Source organism: Fibrisoma limi BUZ 3 (assembly GCF_000296815.2).
GTDB lineage: Bacteria > Bacteroidota > Bacteroidia > Cytophagales > Spirosomataceae > Fibrisoma > Fibrisoma limi.
The window spans coordinates 1,091,874-1,109,097 of sequence record NZ_CAIT01000009.1; the positions used below are offsets into that span (position 1 = coordinate 1,091,874).

At 52.8% G+C, this 17,224-nt stretch carries 11 protein-coding genes; 1 reads left to right on the top strand and 10 read right to left on the bottom strand.

What is annotated here, in order from left to right:
* Positions 1–45 precede the first annotated feature (45 nt).
* The 8 genes from BN8_RS24120 to carB form a co-directional block, all read right to left on the bottom strand.
* On the bottom strand, positions 46–1,401 hold the full coding sequence (locus tag BN8_RS24120; protein ID WP_051041125.1) for an endo-1,4-beta-xylanase: 1,356 nt from the start codon (positions 1,399–1,401) through the stop codon (positions 46–48).
* A complete protein-coding gene (locus BN8_RS24125; protein WP_009284565.1) occupies positions 1,398–2,831 on the bottom strand; it encodes a glycoside hydrolase 5 family protein in 1,434 nt (477 codons plus the stop codon). Before BN8_RS24125 ends, BN8_RS24120 begins: the two co-directional genes overlap by 4 nt.
* Positions 2,832–2,910: 79 nt before the next feature.
* Entirely contained in the window at positions 2,911–4,401 is a 1,491-nt protein-coding gene (locus BN8_RS24130; RefSeq protein WP_009284566.1) for a RagB/SusD family nutrient uptake outer membrane protein, read from the bottom strand.
* A gap of 97 nt (positions 4,402–4,498) precedes the next feature.
* Positions 4,499–7,495 (bottom strand): SusC/RagA family TonB-linked outer membrane protein, encoded by a 2,997-nt coding sequence (locus tag BN8_RS24135; protein ID WP_009284567.1) that lies wholly within the window; start codon positions 7,493–7,495, stop codon positions 4,499–4,501.
* 196 nt (positions 7,496–7,691) lie between these two features.
* Positions 7,692–8,429 carry an IclR family transcriptional regulator gene (locus BN8_RS24140; RefSeq protein WP_009284568.1) on the bottom strand — a complete coding sequence of 246 codons (738 nt, stop codon included), beginning with the start codon at positions 8,427–8,429 and terminating at the stop codon, positions 7,692–7,694.
* Between the two features lie 402 nt (positions 8,430–8,831).
* Positions 8,832–9,650: an aldo/keto reductase gene (locus BN8_RS24145; protein WP_040006488.1), complete on the bottom strand. Its 819-nt coding sequence runs from the start codon at positions 9,648–9,650 to the stop codon at positions 8,832–8,834.
* Between the two features lie 67 nt (positions 9,651–9,717).
* Entirely contained in the window at positions 9,718–10,887 is a 1,170-nt protein-coding gene (locus BN8_RS24150) for a PQQ-dependent sugar dehydrogenase (RefSeq protein WP_040006489.1), read from the bottom strand.
* 102 nt (positions 10,888–10,989) lie between these two features.
* On the bottom strand, positions 10,990–13,866 hold the full coding sequence (carB, locus tag BN8_RS24155) for a carbamoyl-phosphate synthase large subunit (RefSeq protein ID WP_009284571.1): 2,877 nt from the start codon (positions 13,864–13,866) through the stop codon (positions 10,990–10,992).
* 272 nt (positions 13,867–14,138) lie between these two features.
* Here carB and BN8_RS24160 point away from each other — a divergent pair, with 272 nt between their 5' ends.
* Entirely contained in the window at positions 14,139–15,575 is a 1,437-nt protein-coding gene (locus tag BN8_RS24160; protein WP_009284572.1) for a hypothetical protein, read from the top strand.
* Between the two features lie 56 nt (positions 15,576–15,631).
* Here the strand turns inward: BN8_RS24160 and BN8_RS24165 are convergent, their stop codons facing one another.
* Both BN8_RS24165 and BN8_RS24170 read right to left on the bottom strand, forming a co-directional pair.
* Positions 15,632–16,396, bottom strand: coding sequence for a ferritin-like domain-containing protein (locus BN8_RS24165; RefSeq protein WP_009284573.1), 765 nt, complete (start codon positions 16,394–16,396; stop codon positions 15,632–15,634).
* A 13-nt stretch (positions 16,397–16,409) separates the two neighbouring features.
* Complete coding sequence (locus tag BN8_RS24170; protein ID WP_040006490.1) at positions 16,410–17,165, bottom strand: ferritin-like domain-containing protein; 756 nt, start codon at positions 17,163–17,165, stop codon at positions 16,410–16,412.
* Between the last annotated feature and the right edge of the window lie 59 nt (positions 17,166–17,224).

The window sequence follows — 17,224 nt, forward strand, 5'->3', positions numbered from 1 at the left end:
CAACGTATCCTTGCGTACGTAGCGAAATCGTAGCGTCCTTTGCGTTTAAAGATTTATTTTAACTTCGGTTGATTTGTTCTTCAAAAACTGCACGCGTTGCTCAGTCACCTTTTTTCCCTGCCTGATCCGCACGACGTACTCACCATAAAAACCCCGGAACCGAATCAGGTCAGTATCCTTCTGTTGGGCTGTCAGGCTGGTTTTCCATTCCTTATTGATGAGGTCATTCAGGGCGGTATAAGCCGGTTTGGGCGAAAAATCGTTGTTGACCAGGCCACCGTTCCATTTGTCCTCGCCCGCTACTGCGGTGCCGTCGGCAACATTCCACCAGATAATGGCACCCACGGCCGGGTGGCTGAACCAGAGCCGATAGAAGTTGCGCGTGAGCGTAGCCTGTCGCTGCAAACCCACCTCATTGTACGGCAGTGTCGGGATAGTAATCTCCGATACGTGAAGCGGTACGCCGAACTGCCCGTAGAGGTCAAGTACCCGCAACAGGTCGCCGGGGATCATGGCTTTACCATTGGCGACGTCCTCATGCAGTTGTTCATTAAAAAAGTGAAACTGTAGCCCAATCCCGCCAATTCGAGCCCCTTTCGCTTTCAGGCTCTCAATGAGCAGGTAATACGGACTATACTCCTTCCGGTAGTTCTGCCACGATTCGGGTGTCACCTCGTTGATAAACAGGCGAGTATCAGCCGGAAAAGCTTTCTGCGCTTCCCGAAAGGCAAAAAGCGCGTACTCCCGGGGCATGGGTATATCCGGGTGCCCTTTCAGGACTTCGTTAACAACATCCCAGGTTTTAATCTGGCCACCGTAGCGGGCCGCTATCTCCTGGATTCGCTTCGCAATCAATCGTTTCACTTCCGTTGTATCGGCGGGTAACCAGTCAGGAACGCCATGCGTTGGGTGGTCCCAGACCAGTGTATGCCCTTTGAGCATCAATCCGTTTGCCTTGCAAAAGTCAACCACTACGTCGGGGGGCGGACGACGGTAGATGGAGGAGCTGTTAGCTGCAAACCGTAGCTTGCCCTGCTCAGGCTCCAGTGTTTTCCAGTAAAAAGGCACGCAGGCCGTATTGAATAGTGACCTGAATGTTTCCTCGTAGTGTCGGTTATCGGCTTCAGTCCTGAAACCATTCAGCATAAAGATGTTGGCTCCAAACTGAAAGTCGTGTCCAATCTGCTGAATCTCGACCGTTGCGTTTCGTAGCGGCTTGCCTTGCTTATCACTCAACACCAGCGTAAAATCACCCTTACGATGGGTTTCTATTCCATTGGCAATACGGGCTTCCAGGACCGGGTCGTTCCAGAGCGAGTCCAAGCGATTCGACGTAAGAGGCTGTGCCTGTAGGTAACAGCAGCTCAGCATAAACCAGCATAATCCTTGGATTCGGTTCATTGTAAGTCCAGTTTAACGACCACCGATCGGGTGAAGTCTGGGAGCATAATGGATTTGCCTGATAAGTGCCCGTTCGTCCATTGATTCGTCCACGGATTGTAATACCGTACCCGTTTGACGGAGGAGCTGGTCAGGGATAGGGCGGCACCTCGTACCGTTCGGGCAGGCTGTGAGCTGGCCAGTTCCGTTTGCCAGGTAGTAGCGCCGTCTCGTATCCAGAGCAGCATCTGTCTGGTACCCCGCAGGCCATATACGCTAAGCTGATCCGGCAATTGTTCCTGAAAGGCTACGGTACGCTGGGCAACCGGATCAAACCCGTTAATGGCTTCAGCGAAGCGGCCGAAGTGCCACCAAAGGTTATTTTTCTCTACGTACGAGTCCCAATGCCACGCATGACCAGGACCAGCCGCCCCGGCAAAAAATGGAGCAAAGAGTAGATCATGCAGCACTACTCCAGCCGTATCGTTTGGGTATAGTTTCCACGGCCCGGCATGGTTAGGCTCTACTGCCCCAATCTCGGCTATGAGCAGGGGCTTGTTTGCTTTAGCGCTCAGCAGATCAATAGCGCCCTGGCTGGCTAACTGATCCACCGGCGCCTGGCAAATGGCCCAGCGAGCCCCTTCATCAAGGTATCGGTGCACCTGCGCTACATCATTGGCAGGCAAGGATGCAATTCGATGATACATAGCCCGTTTCTGCTCACTATCGTAGCTGCCAAGGCTCTGCATGACCAGGTGATTGGGAAATAGCTGCTGACATTCCTCCAGCATAGTTTTTGTCCAGCTTTCCCAACCCGTTGCTTTTACAGCATCCATCTCGTTCCAGAGCTCCCAACCAAATACGTTGGGGTGGGCTGCCAACCGCTTTGCCAATGCCTGCGCCCGTTGCCGGAACAGCCGCTTCCCTGCATCACCCTGCAGGTACTCGTTCATATCTGTCAATGGTCCTCCCCTGGAAACGTGGTAGATCGGCCGGTCAAAAGGCACTGACCCCGCAAACTTGGGCGGGGCGTCAGTGAGCTGCCGAAAATTTTCAAGGCACAGCTTCAGCCGGATACCATAGCGCTGAGCCAGGTTCATAAGCTTGTCTAACCGATCCAGTTTCTGGTCGCTGTACACTCCAGCTTTGTCCGGCTCTATTTCCCAGAATGGTGCACTCAGCCAGATACGGGCGTAGTTGCCGCCATTTTGCTGTAATTCTTTGAAATAGAATTCCATCTTGGCTAATCCCTCTGCCTCATTATCAATGAAACGCGGCCAGCACAGGTTAAGCCCCACAGGAATGAACGTTTGCTGATCTGTTGTTTCAAAATAGGCTGGATACGTCGAACTAACCCGGACATAGGACACTGACTGGCCTGGTGCCAGTTGAGGAACCAGCCACAATGGTGTCAGTATCAATAACCGGCTTATAATCCTGTTGAGTATCATGGGACGGAATGAGTTGCGGAGAAATCAGGTAGCCAACTCAGTCAGCTACCTGACCATAACTAACCTATGAACAAAGTAATTAATACCCCGGATTCTGGTCGGCCTTGGCGTCCAGCGCCGTATTAAAATTCAATTCTGATACGGGAATCGGCCACAGCAAATGCTTATCGGCTACGTCTTTGCCGGTTCCGGCCTTAACGAACTCCTTAACGCGGCCGGTACGCTTGAGGTCGAGCCAGCGCTTGCCTTCATACTGCGTTTCATAGCCGCGTTCCTTAATGACCAGATCGGTAAAGGTCTGGGCATTGTAATCCGCCAGCTTGAAATCCACATCTGAGGGTTGGGTCGAATTTTTACCATACGCCCGTCGGTGCACCTGATTGAGAGCTTCCAGAGCCGCAGCCGTTGGTCCATTGGCGGCCCGGTTGGCGGCTTCCGCGTAAAGCAGCAGAACGTCGGCGTAGCGGTAGAGCGGGTAATCGTTGGCAGCCGCCGAGGCTCCCGTAGCCGCCGGATCGCGGAATTTACGGTTCAAAAACGTATTGGCTCCCAGACCAATGTTATAGGGATACCAATTGTACTCCTTCCGCAGATCTTTGCTGTCCCAGTTTTTGTATACGTTATTCAGATTGCTGTCGGTGTAGTGCGCAAAGTAACCACCCGCTCCGTGCAGACGCGCCCCCGGATGATGCGCAAACATGACCAAATTGAAACCCTGTCCATTGAGCCGAGTGTACTTCAGATAGAAAATCTCTTCGCTGGTTGAAATGACGTCAGCACCGAAAATCTTCAGGAAATCCTCCGACGTCGTTACTGGTACGAGCGAATACGTATTGGACTTGATCACTTCGTCAGCTTTGTCACGGGCTTCGGCGTATTGCCCCCGGTAAAAATATACGTCAGCCAGCACCATTTTGGCCGACCATTTCGACGGCCTGCCCGACTGCGCAGCTTTGGCCGGCAGGTTTTCCTCGGCAAACTTGAGATCATTGATAACGAGCTGATACACCTCATCGGCGGAGTTCCGCTTCAGGCTCATCTCGGTCATATTGGCCTCGGTACGTATGGGTACGCCCGCCCAGTTCCGGACCAGAAAGAAGTACGTGAGCGCCCGCATGAAGCGAGCTTCAGCAACAAACCGGGCCTTATCAGCTTCCGACAAACTGGCCCCTTTGGGCGCGTTGGCAATCACCAGATTTGCGTTACGGATAGACAGGTAAAACAAGTCCCACATCTGCCCTACCCGCGTGATGTTCGTATTATCGATTCCCTGAAAATTACTCAGGATACCGTAACTACCCCGGCCGTAGCTGTAATCGGTGTACGCTTCCATCTGAGCCGGATACAGCCCGCCCAGGCAGTTGTCGTTCCGTAATGGTGCGTAAATAGCATTCACGGCAGACTCCACTTCGGCCGTTGTATTATAAAACGTTTCGACCGCCAGCGATTTGGTCTCTTCCACCAGTACGTCTTCGCAGGACATCAGAAAAAGCGAAAGAGCGAATAAGAGAATGAGCGATTGACCGGGCCGCCGTGCGGTGATTGAACGAATCGTTATGTTAGTTTTCATGGCGAACGTATCAAAGAGTAGATGTACGATTGAGCGATAACGTGGCTGAGCGCTCCAAGGGCTGGAAAGCAAAGCCGTAACTCATTCGCTCGTTGAATTAAAATCCAGCCCGAATGCCGAACGTAATGGATTTTGCCGTCGGGTAGCTGTAGTGATCAATGCCCTGCGTAATGGAGTTCGAACCCCCGTATGAGTTAATCTCCGGGTCCCACCACGAATATTTTGTCAGCGTGAGCAGATTCTGACCGCTGACGTAAATCTGGGCGTTTCGAATCCAGTTGACGCCCCACTGCTGGAGGGGCAGCGTATAACCCAACTGAATATTCCGCAACCGAACGTATGAACCATCCTCAACGAAGCGATTCGAAATCTGGGTCTGCGTAGTCCGGCTGATGACGGGATATTTGGCGTTCGTATTGGTCGGCGTCCAGTGATCGAGATACACTTCGCGCGGCATATTCAGCCCGAAACCATAGTCGAGGGTCTGGTTTACTGAACTCAGGTTAAAGATATCGTTCCCCTGCGAGCCCTGGATGAAGAAGGTCAGCTCCAGGCCTTTGAAAGCCATTGTCGAATTGAACCCGTAGATGAAATCCGGATTTGGATTACCGATGATCGTCTTGTCGTTGATGTTGATGGAACCGTCGCCGTTCAGGTCCTGATACGTGATCTTGCCTTTGTCATCATACCCCTTTTCAACGTAGCCGTAAAACACACCCAGGGGCTGTCCCTCACGTAGTATGTTAATCACATCGTTGACGACCGTGATGTTGATAGCCGATCCCAGTACGTCCTTACCGCCGTACAGTTTGACGACCCGGTTACGGTTGAAGGCAATGTTGCCCGACACATCCCACCGGAAGGCTTTGTTCACCAGATTGGCATCGACTGCCAGTTCGAAGCCTTTGTTCTGGATCGAGCCGACGTTCTGAATCGTGCTCGTAAAGCCCAGCGACGATGGAAGCTGGACCGTATTCAGCAGATCGCGGGTATTTTTAATGTAGTAATCAGCCGTAACCCGGATGCGGTTGCTCCAGAAGCCAGCGTCGATGCCAAAATCGGTCTGCTCGGTTGTTTCCCACTTCAGGTTGCCCGGCAAGCGAGTTCCCGGCGCGTAGGTCGTGTACAACGCATCGTCGAAAACCGTCTTGCCCGATCCCAACTGGTTCAACGTAGCATACGGATTGATAGCCTGGCTGCCGGTTGCTCCATACCCGACACGTAGCTTCAGGTCGGTCAGGAACGATATACTTTTCATAAACGGTTCTTCTGAAACGCGCCAGGCCAGCGCTCCCGACGGAAAATACCCCCACTTGCTTCCCTCGCTGTAGCGCGACGACCCATCGGCCCGAAAACTGGCTGTTGCCAGGTATTTGCCTTTGTAGCTGTAATTTACCCGACCCAGGTACGACAGCAGCGTAGCCTTGGAGAAGGCCGAATTCGGTACGCCCGGCGTAATAGCCGCCCCTACGTCGTAGGTTTCGCTGGCATCACTGATGTAGCCATTACCGGAGGCATTCAGCGTCGTGGTTACAAAGTCCTGGTACGTAAAACCGCCCAGGGCCGAGATGTTGTGCTTGTCGGCAATGGTTTTGGTGTACGTAATGGTATTCTCGTTCAGCAGGCTGGTGAACTGCGTCGTACCAATGCTGGCGCTTCCCTGCGAATTGACAAAGTTGCGTGTGGTGTAGGCATCATTGCGGTCGTCGTTATTCTCCACCCCACCCGAAATCCGGATCGCTATCTCAGGAATAGGCCGGAACGTAACGGCGGCATTAGCCAGCACTTTATTGGACACCACCCGGTCGGTTTGCTCATTGATAAAGTTGATCGGGTTAACCAGTACGTTCGATCCCCAGGGGTAAGCCGTGGCCAGTACCCGGTACGAGCCATCTTCGTTATACGGTGTCAATGTGGGATAGGCGGAAAGCGCAGCCGAGATCATCGAACCACCCCGATTGCCCCCTGATGAATTACGGCGGTCGGTATTGACCCGCGTCAACGTAGCGCCGTAGCTGAGACTGAATTTCTTGCTGATGTCATTGTTAATGTTAGCGCGCAATGAATACCGATCATACCCGCTGCCGATAACAATACCTTCCTGCTTAAACACACTGCCGCTTACCGAAAACTGCGTTTTTTCGGAGCCCCCACTGACGGTCAGGTTGTGGTTGTTGATCGGTGCCCGCTGAAAAATCAAATCCTGCCAGTCGTACCCTTCGCCGAGCGCATTGATCTGAGCCTGGGTGAAGTAAGGCGTTACGTTATCGTTGGTGGCCTGCTCGTTGTAGAACGTAGCGTACTCCCTGGCGTTCATGAGTTCCAGCTTTTTGCGAAGCGACTGAATGCTGTAACTACCGTCGTAATCGACCGTAGTCCGCCCGGTCTTTCCGCGTTTTGTCGTAATCAGCACCACCCCGTTGGCCCCCCGAGACCCGTAGATAGCCGTTGCGCTCGCATCTTTCAGGATTTCGATGGATTCAATATCGGAGTTATTCAGCACCGTTGGGTTACTGCCCGAGATAGGAAAACCATCAATCACGTACAGCGGCTCGTTACTCCCCTGGATGGAATTGGTACCCCGGATTCGCACACTGACGCCCCCGCCCGGCGAACCGTTGTTTTGCGTAACCTGTACGCCGGGAGCCCGCCCAGATAGTGCCTGCAATACGTTCGTAGCCGGAAATGCATTAATTTCCTTGGCTTTCACCTGTGCCAGCGAACCGGTCAGATCACTTTTCTTGACGGTACCGTAGCCAACCACAACGACTTCGTTCAGTTGCCGTTCGTCAGCAACCAGCTTGACATCAATAACAGATTGTCCATTGATGGCTACTTCCTGGCTCTGATAACCCACCGACGAAAACACCAGGGTTCCACCACTGGTAGGGACGTTGATGCGATACATACCGTTTGCATCGGTTGTTGTGCCGGTGGTGGTTCCTTTGAGCGAAATAGTTGTTCCTGGTAAAGCGATTTCCTCGCCAGCCCCTGTCACCTTCCCGGAAACGGTCTGGTTCTGTGCCCAGAGCATCCCGGTGCCTAGAGCCATAAATATGCTCATCAGCAGTTTTACGTAGACTGTAAATTTCATTGAAGCAGGGTTTAATTTTTATATTATAAAATTCATTTTTATAATGAATCAATAATAGACAGCTTTATGAATTAAGTCAAATTTTTTTGCGATTTTTTTCTAAATATTTGCCTTGGGGACCAAATGAGGTATTAAGAAAGGCTTTAGGCTAGCCTCTCCTACATTGACTTTGCTATGGAGCCAGCAGGGAAGTAAATTACAATAGCCGACCGGAGATATGGTTTGCTGTTTTTTGTAGCAATTGGATCAAATCCGTTTTTTCCGCCATCGAATACCGGTATTCGGGCAGGTATATACTCAGGCTGGCCACTACGTTCTTGTGTTTGTATACGGCAACGGCAAGGCCAATGATCTGCCGTTTTGATAATGCCTGGAGTGCATACCCCTGCGATCGAATCACGTTGATGCAGGTTTGAAACTTTTCATCGGTATCCGCTTCCGGCCAGACCTCTGAAGATGGCAAACCAAATTTGCGGACAAATCGCTCCAGATCAACATCCGAGAGCGTCGCTACCAGCAGCCGCCCCGATGCCGAATCATACACGTGTTTTTCGTCGGCAGTTCTCACCTGTAGGTCCTGTTCAGCGTAGGTCCGTAACACGACCTGACGCATATTGCCTTTCAGGATGGCCAGCAAACAGTTTTCGTTCACTTTCCGGGTTAATAAATCCATTTCTTCCCGGGCGGCATCCAGCAGATCTTTCCGGTACGCGTCATTCCCCGTCAGGCTATACGATTTTGCTCCTAATATGTATCCTTTTTTGGTACCAACCTGCTCTACGTAGTTTCGGCTGACCAGGGTTTTCAGAATGTTGGCGCACGTTCCGTGATTTAACCCCAGTGGATCAGCTATATCACTCAACGATTTGGGTTTTTCCGGATCAGCGGCAATTTGTTCCAGTATATCTAAGGCTCTGTTAACGACCTGAATCATGAAATGGCATTTTTATAATGCAAAATACTAATATACGACAGGTGACCATATTTTACGGCTGAATCCGACGCAGGCGCCCTGGAACGATCAAAGTAGGTATATGATTTGAGATATTTTTTTAACTTTTTTGAAAGGCTGGCAATCCAAACTCCGCACTTATTCGTATGCATAAGCGAAAAGCCGGACTACTGATCGGCAAAGCGATCTGACAAATCACGTAAAACACTATAAGTCAGAGCGCTTGCCTTTACTATACAAGTATTAATCTCGTGAAGAGTACCACGTAGCGTCCTGTCGATTTCGTGGTTCAGCTCTTGAACTAGGGTTTTAAATAAAGTGAGTGTACAAACAGTGGACCGCCACATGCCTTTGGCTTGTGGCGGTTTTGTTTTGGCCTATTTTCTAAAAATCCATCGGATTCCAGGCTACGCGCGTATTGTCATGCCAGGTGTTCATCTCAGCCATGTCCTCGTCGGTGATGGTAAAATCAAACACGCTGAAATTTTCCTGAATACGTTCCTTCTTCACGGATTTGGGAATCGTGACAACGCCTTGTTGCAGCGACCATTTTACGAGAAGCTGATACGTGCTCTTACCGTATTTCCCGGCCAGGGCTATCAATCGGGGATCACCGCTTTTTTCGCCCCGTACCAGGGGCGCATAGCCCTCGGGCTGGATGCCTTTCTGACGGCAGTACGCTACTACGTCGGCTGGGTTGCAGTATGGACTAAATTCAAACTGATTGACAGCCGGCGTTACGTTGGCAATCGTGAAGAGTTCGTCCAGATGCGGTTGGTAATAATTCGATACGCCGATGGCCCGTACGCGTTCATCGCCATACAGCTTTTCTAGTGCACGCCACGTATCGAGCCGCTTCTCCCGAATGGGCCAGTGGATCAGGTACAGATCGACGTAATCGGTTTTCAGCTTTTCCAGACTTTTGTCAAAGGCGGCCAGTGTGGTATCGTAACCTTCATCGTCGTTCCAGACTTTGGTAGTGAGAAATATTTCCTGACGCGGGATGCCGCTGGCGGCAATGGCATCGGCCACTTCGCGCTCGTTACCGTAGATGCTGGCCGTATCGATCAGCCGGCAGCCTGCTTCGAGCGCCCACTCGACGGCCTGTTGTACTTCGTTGTTGTGGCGGGGAGCATACACGCCGAGGCCAAGCAAAGGCATCTCGACGCCGTTGTTAAGCGTGACAGTAGATTGTAGGTTCATGAAGCGCAAACTCAGACGCCTGGCTAAAAGTTTAGCCAGGCGTCCTTTGCCAGTCGAATCTCTTATCCTACTCGGGCACCAGCCGAACAATCCGGCCCGGCCCTTCAATCGACATATACAGATTACCATCGGGGCCTTGTTTCACGTTCCGTACTCGGCCCTGCTGATTCATCAATCGTTCTTCGCCCACGACGCGGTTTCCGTCAATATCCAGGCGACTGAGGTAAGTCAGCGCCAGCGCCCCGGCAAACAGATCGCCCTTCCAGTTCTTGAACGCATCGCTTGTGACAAACGCTAATCCAGACGGTCCCATCGACGGAGTCCAGGTGTAAATCGGAGCCTGAATCCCCTCGCGTGTCGGGCTATCGGCAACGGGTTGACCGTTGTAATTAACACCATTGGACACCAGCGGCCAGCCGTAGTTGCGGCCTGCCTGAATGATATTCAGCTCGTCGCCCCCACGCGGCCCGTGTTCAGTGGCCCACAGATCGCCCGTGGCCGGGTTGAGCGCCAACCCCTGCGGATTACGGTGTCCATACGAATAGATCGTTGTTGGGCCTGTTCGGCCAGGTAGCACCGGATTATCGGCAGGAACTCCGCCCGATTCGGTCAAGCGGTGAATTTTGCCCCACTCGTTACTGAGGGTCTGGGCATTCTGATTTGGAGACGTAGCGCCACCGTAGCTGCTGGGTCCGCCTTCGCCGACACTGAGATACACCAGCCCGTTTCGATCAAATTCAATACGCCCGCCATAGTGCCCCTGCCAGGTGTTGGTGGCCACCGTCCGGAAGATATTCGACAGCTCGGTGATCTGATTTCCGTTGATCTTAAATCGGATCAGATTAAGCCGGGTGGCTCCACTACCCGCCGACGAACTCGAATAGGCTACATATACCCAGCCGTTGCTGGCATAATTGGGATGTACGCGCAGATCAAGCAACCCACCCTGCCCTCTGGCATCAATGTCAGTAGGCAAGCCCATCAGTTCGGTAGCGGTCCCATTGGCAAAGCGGAAAATACGGCCCCGCTTTTCAGTAAATAATAAATCGCCGGTGGGCAGGAAGTCCATGCCCCATATGATCTCATAGCCCGTCAGTACGTTCTCAGTACGAACGGCCGGTGCATCCGTAGACGTTGGCGTTGTGTCTGGCTCCGTTTCGGCTTCCTCACGGCAGCTAACAAACAAGGCTGTCAATACCATAAATGCGACAGCCCGTATCGGCAAAGCAGGTTTCATAGCGATGTTCGTTGATGCTTTATTTAGTAACGCAGAACACCAAAAACAGTTGTGCCACAGCTTCATGAAGCTGTGGCACAACCATAAATACTCCACTCCGGCCTACCGGCTCAGGTACAGATTCCGCTCGGAGTAGACCTTCTGAAAGAAATCGTCGGTCAGGTCGTCGATGAAATAGATACCTTCACCCGTCGACTTCATCTCTGGCCCAAGCTCCTTGTTCACGTTCGGAAATTTGTTGAATGAGAACACTGGAATCTTGATCGCATAGCCTTTCTTGACCGGCTTGAAGTCAAAATCCTTCACTTTCTTGTCGCCCAGCATCACCTTAGTGGCGTAGTTGACATACGGCTCCTGGTAGGCTTTGCAGATGAACGGCACCGTCCGCGACGCCCGTGGGTTGGCTTCGATGACATACACCTGCTCATCTTTGATCGCAAACTGGATGTTGATCAGACCAACAGTACGCAGTGCCACGGCAATCTTCTTGGTGTACTCCTCGATCTGCCGGATTACGTTCTCACTCAGGTCGAAGGTCGGCAGTACGGCGTAGGAGTCGCCGGAGTGAATACCAGCCGGTTCAATGTGCTCCATGATACCAATGATGTACACGTCCTTGCCGTCGCAGATAGCATCCGCTTCGGCTTCTATGGCGTTCTCCAGGAAGTGATCGAGCAGGATGTTGTTATCCGGAATGTCGTTCAGAATTTTCATCACGTGCTGCTCCAGTTCCGTTTCATTGATGACGATCTTCATGCTCTGACCGCCCAGTACGTAGCTCGGCCGTACCAGCAAGGGGAAGCCCAGCTCCCGCGACAGTTCCAGCGCACCTTCCGACTCGCGTACCGTACCGAACTTCGGATACGGAATGTCGAGCTTGCGCAGCATCTCGGAGAAATGGCCCCGGTCTTCGGCCAGGTCGAGTGCTTCCCAGCTTGTTCCGATGATTTTGATACCGTAGCGGGTTAGCTTCTCGGCCATTTTCAGGGCCGTTTGCCCACCCAACTGCACAATAACGCCCTCGGGCTGCTCATGCATGATGATAGCATGAACGTGCTCCCAGAACACCGGCTCGAAATACAGCTTATCGGCAATGTCCGGATCGGTCGACACCGTTTCCGGGTTGCAGTTAATCATAATGGTTTCGTAACCAGCCTCTTTGGCGGCCAGTACGCCGTGCACGCAGGAGTAGTCAAACTCAATACCCTGACCAATACGGTTTGGTCCGGAACCCAGCACGACAATCTTCTTCCGGTTGCTCCGGATGGATTCGTTACCGGGCAGGTCCGACACCGGCTCGGGACGGTCTTGCGTGATGGGCACCTGGTTGTTAAACGTCGAATAGTAGTACGGCGTTTTAGCCTCAAACTCAGCCGCGCAGGTATCCACGCATTTAAACACCCGACGGATATTGTGTTGTTGACGATACTGATACACTTTACTTTCCTTCACGCTCAGCAGGTGCGCCAACTGCCGGTCGGCGTAGCCTTTCTGCTTGGCGGTGCGGAGCAGTTCGGGGGGAAGGTCTTCCAGGTCGTACTGCTGAATTTCGCGCTCCAGTTCGATCAGCTCTTCAATCTGGTGCAGGAACCACGGGTCAATCTTTGTCAGCTTCTGAATAGTGCGGAAGGACATGCCCGCTTTGAACGCATCGTAGATATGAAACAGCCGGTTCCAGCTCGGATGCGCCAGCGATTGTTTCAGTTCCTCCTGATTGGTCAGTTCACGACCGTCGGCACCGAGACCATTCCGCCGAATTTCGAGTGACTGACACGCCTTTTGCAGAGCTTCCTGGAAATTCCGGCCGATACCCATGGCCTCGCCCACCGACTTCATCTGCAAACCCAGCGACCGGTCGGCTCCCGGAAACTTGTCGAAATTCCAGCGCGGCACTTTCACGATCACGTAGTCGATGGCCGGCTCGAAGAACGCCGACGTAGTACCTGTGATTGGGTTGATCAGTTCATCAAGATTATACCCAATAGCCATTTTGGCGGCAATCTTGGCAATGGGGTAGCCCGTTGCTTTCGATGCCAGCGCCGACGACCGGCTCACCCGTGGGTTTACTTCGATCACAATGATATCGTCGGTTTCGGGATTGACCGAAAACTGAATGTTACACCCACCCGCAAACTGTCCGATGCCGTTCATCACCCGGATCGCCAGATCACGCATCTGCTGGTAGAGCGTATCGGGCAGGGTCATAGCCGGGGCTACCGTAATGGAGTCGCCCGTATGGACGCCCATCGGATCGAAGTTCTCGATGGAGCAGACAATGATGAAGTTGCCGTTACCATCCCGCAGTAATTCAAGTTCGTATTCTTTCCAGCCCAGAACACTCTGCTCGACCAGCACCTCATGTACGGGTGATGCATGCAGCCCGTGCGTAAGGGCTTTGTCGAACTCCTCAGGCGTATTCACAAAACCACCGCCGGTCCCGCCCAGCGTAAACGACGGACGAATAACGAGTGGGAAGCCGATCTCCTGCGCAATTTCTTTACCCTCCAGGAATGAGCGGGCGGTACGGCCTTTACAAACGCCCGCGCCCAGTTTGAGCATCAGGAGCCGGAATTTTTCGCGGTCCTCGGTTGTCTCAATGGCTTTGATATCCACGCCGATGATCTGCACATCGTATTTGGTCCAGATACCTGCCTTGTCGCAGTCGATGGCCAGGTTCAGCGCCGTTTGGCCACCCATCGTTGGCAACACCGCGTCGATGGGACGGCCCATATCCCGGTGTTTCTCCAGGATTTCGATGATGTATTTCTTTTCGAGGGGCTTGAGGTAGACGTGATCAGCGTTGATCGGGTCGGTCATGATCGTCGCCGGATTGGAGTTGATCAGCGCCACTTCGATACCTTCTTCCCGGAGTGAGCGGGCAGCCTGAGAGCCGGAGTAGTCAAATTCACACGCCTGGCCGATGATGATGGGGCCGGAGCCGATAATGAGTACTGAGCGGATGTTGGGATTTTTGGGCATTGGTGGTTAATAAGCGGCTATTAACTAGTCAATTATTAGCTTGAATAATGATCTAATTAGTAATCAATGACAAAACCATCATTGACCTCGCCGAAACCGAACCGACTGCCGAGCGAAACGGGATGGGTGACAATCAGCCCCGATTTGTCGGACCGATCCGTTTCTGTCTGGTCAAAAATTACGCAAAATTAGCGTATGGCGAAGGAAATTGAAAAGGTAAATCGAACAAAAACAGGTTGATGATCTTATTTTTACCATAAATTCCTCCCGCTATGCACCGACCGTATCTTTATTGCCTTTTTTTGCTGCTTACCTGTCTTGTCCTTTCGTGCGTTCAGGTAATAGGGCCGGAAGATTACGTCGCCCCCCAACGCCCACCGACCAACCCCGGTAATGGCGGGCTGCCTCCGCAGCAACAGCCTACTCCGCAGAAACGCCTGTTCATCTCAAACGGGCAGGTTCGGCTTGGCATCGATCTGAACGCCGGAGGAGCCATTACGTACCTGTCTGAAGCCAGCAGCAGTGTCAATATGGTCAACAACGTGGATCTTGGCCGACAGATACAAACCTCGCTGTATGCCGGTCCGATTCCGTACGTCATCAACGGCAAACAGCCCGTCCCCCAATGGCGCACGCTCGGCTGGAATCCCGTTCAAACCGGCGATTATTACAACAACCCGGCCCGCGTTGTAAGCTACCAGCAGGGCGAAACCACTCTGTACGTAAAAACTGTGCCCCTGATCTGGCCCTTGTTTAACGAGCCGGCCGAGTGCGTAATGGAACACTGGATTGAGTTAAAAGAAAACCGGGTTCACGTTCGTTGCCGGTTTGCCGTGAACCGCCCCGATACGACCCAATACGAAGCGCGTACGCAGGAGTCGCCCTGTGTGTACCTGAACGGTCCTTACTACCGGATGATTGGTTACACCGGTCTGCAACCGTTTACCAACGCCCCCGTTTCGGAGTTCACCGAAGCGGGCGTCACCAATCGGTATTCGACCGAGAACTGGATTGGGTTATTCAACGAACAGGGCCGGGGCGTTGGTTTGTATCGACCCAACGAATTCCGCTATCGGTCGTCGTTTATGGGAAACTCCCGGACCTCAGGCGAATATGATTTTTCGAGCGGCTACGTCAACGCGGAAGATTTTCTGCTGATCGATCACAACGGTCAGTATGAATTTGATTACACCCTGATCCTGGGCTCCATAACCGATGTTCGGCAGTACGTCTACAGCCAGCCCCGCCCAGCCCGGGTTCCGAACTATCGGTTTGTAAACGACCGGCAGGGCTGGTACTACAGCAACGCAACGGATAGCGGCTGGCCGATTCGCAACGAACTCAACATCCGCTGGAGCCGGGTCGATACCTCGAAAGTGAATTTCCGGGTCAGCAGTCCGCTGGTGTTCTGGCAGGCAACGGAAGTCCCCAGGATTTACATTCAGGCCGCTTTTCAGACCAGGTCTACAACCGCGCGTTTCAGTTGGCGGAAGCCTGACGAAGTAGATTTCTACGCCATCAACGGCCGATTCATCGATTTCCCGATTATTGGTGATGGGCAATACCGAACCTACGAAATCAACCTGAACGGCGTTCCCGGCTGGGAGGGCGTTATCAAACAGATCAGTCTCGACCCGACACCCGGGCAGGAACCGTTCGAAAAAGGCTCTACGTTGCGATTGCGCAGTGTAACGGCCTCAGCCCCCTAACAAACAAAAGAGCGCCGGGCACAGGCCCGGCGCTCGCGATTTTCCCAACTGGTCGATTAAGCCAGAAACGGCGTAACGATACCCAGTACGCTTTCCCGCGATAGTGGTTCGTCGAACGCTTCTGAAACAACTGTTGCCGGAAGGCCAGTAAGCTGAACCAGATCGACCCCAGCCTGGATTTGTGCTTCGTCGCCGGTGTAAACTCCCTGCGGAGCCCCGTTAGCCAGCGTAATCCAGCCTTTCTCGCCCCGCAGATAGCGAATCCGGGCTGCGTGACGAGCTTCTACCGAGTGAATCTGCAGAGCTACCGTCAGCACTTCGGGCGATACCAGCAACCGGGCAGCCTGCCCTTTATAAGCTCGTACACCTGTATCTTCAAAAGCCTGGGCTACGGCGTAGTTCGTCTGAACGTTAGAGAACACGTCGGCAAAAGTCCCTTTGGCTGTGAAGTCGAAATTCGGCTTCATCACGGCCGCTGAACCCAGCGCCCCTTTCAGCACGTCAACGTGTGCGTTTTCGTGCTTGGCAATCTGCTCATAATAAGGCCGCGCCATAGCCGGAATGATACCAGATGCCAGGCTCTTGTTATAAAATTCGGCTTCGAGGTATTCCAGCGTCAGGGCGAAGTTCAACACCTCGGCCACTACGTTATTTTGCGCATACGCCTTGTTCAATACGGCCGAGAAAGCTACGGGGGCCGTACCGACCAGAGCTTTTTTCAGCCAGCCCTGAAATACATGGCGACGCGTTACATGGTCCAGACGCTCGTACATGTCAGCATCGACCTTTTCAATTTCATTCAGTATGTTTTGGAGATTCATGGCGATTAGGGGGTTATGCGCGACGACGCACGTTCATGCCGTTGAGAGTTTCTTTTATGTACGGTGTTACCAGCGCCAGTACCTCTACCGGCACCCGAATTTCTTCCAGTCCTGTGCTCGGGAAGATAACATCGTCACCGGCGAACGAACGGCTCTGCGGCTCGATCAGTGTGCTGATAATGGAAGCATGACGAGCTTCTACGGATACGATCTTACCTGCCAGCGTCAGATAGTCGGCGCTCATGATGTACTGACCAGCACCGTTGTAAGCCGATACGCCGATGTTCTCGAACAGGCGGGCTGCGCCCAGTACCGCAGCACGGCTACTGAAATTGATGCTGCTGAAATCGGGGGTCAGGCCGGGGATGGCAGCACTACCCAGTGCAGCTTTAAACAACTCGCGGTGAACGATCTCGTGGTCGCGGATATCGGTCAAAATTCTCCGTTCCATATCCGTAATGCCCGAATATGGCGTTGCTATGACCTGCGTGTAAAAAGCTGCTTCTAATTGCTCCAGCGCGTAGGCGTAGTTGAGCACCGTTACATCGTTGTTACCAACGTCCCCAAAGTCAATGGTTCTGAACCCTTCGCGTGCGTTCCGGGCCGTAGCGGTAGGGTCAACAATTTCGTTTTGGCAGGCACTTAATGCCACACCTGCTGCCGCGGTTACCCCGAGGTAGCGCATGAACATCCGGCGGCCAAGTGCTGCGGACTCTTTGCCGGACAGCAACTGACGAACGTCAGTGTGGCCATTAGACTGATTTTCCATTGAGTACAAAAGTTTGGTTTGCCACTTCCCCATTCATCGAAGAAGTACCATAAGTACGC

Excerpts from the sequence above, each read along its gene's own strand:
- BN8_RS24125 (WP_009284565.1), bottom strand. The coding sequence starts at position 2,831 with ATGATACTCAACAGGATTATAAGCCGGTTATTGATACTGACACCATTG.
- BN8_RS24130 (WP_009284566.1), bottom strand. The coding sequence starts at position 4,401 with ATGAAAACTAACATAACGATTCGTTCAATCACCGCACGGCGGCCCGGT.
- BN8_RS24120 (WP_051041125.1), bottom strand. The coding sequence starts at position 1,401 with ATGAACCGAATCCAAGGATTATGCTGGTTTATGCTGAGCTGCTGTTAC.
- BN8_RS24160 (WP_009284572.1), top strand. The coding sequence starts at position 14,139 with ATGCACCGACCGTATCTTTATTGCCTTTTTTTGCTGCTTACCTGTCTT.
- BN8_RS24150 (WP_040006489.1), bottom strand. The coding sequence starts at position 10,887 with ATGAAACCTGCTTTGCCGATACGGGCTGTCGCATTTATGGTATTGACA.
- BN8_RS24170 (WP_040006490.1), bottom strand. The coding sequence starts at position 17,165 with ATGGAAAATCAGTCTAATGGCCACACTGACGTTCGTCAGTTGCTGTCC.
- BN8_RS24140 (WP_009284568.1), bottom strand. The coding sequence starts at position 8,429 with ATGATTCAGGTCGTTAACAGAGCCTTAGATATACTGGAACAAATTGCC.
- BN8_RS24165 (WP_009284573.1), bottom strand. The coding sequence starts at position 16,396 with ATGAATCTCCAAAACATACTGAATGAAATTGAAAAGGTCGATGCTGAC.
- BN8_RS24135 (WP_009284567.1), bottom strand. The coding sequence starts at position 7,495 with ATGAAATTTACAGTCTACGTAAAACTGCTGATGAGCATATTTATGGCT.
- carB (WP_009284571.1), bottom strand. The coding sequence starts at position 13,866 with ATGCCCAAAAATCCCAACATCCGCTCAGTACTCATTATCGGCTCCGGC.
- BN8_RS24145 (WP_040006488.1), bottom strand. The coding sequence starts at position 9,650 with ATGAACCTACAATCTACTGTCACGCTTAACAACGGCGTCGAGATGCCT.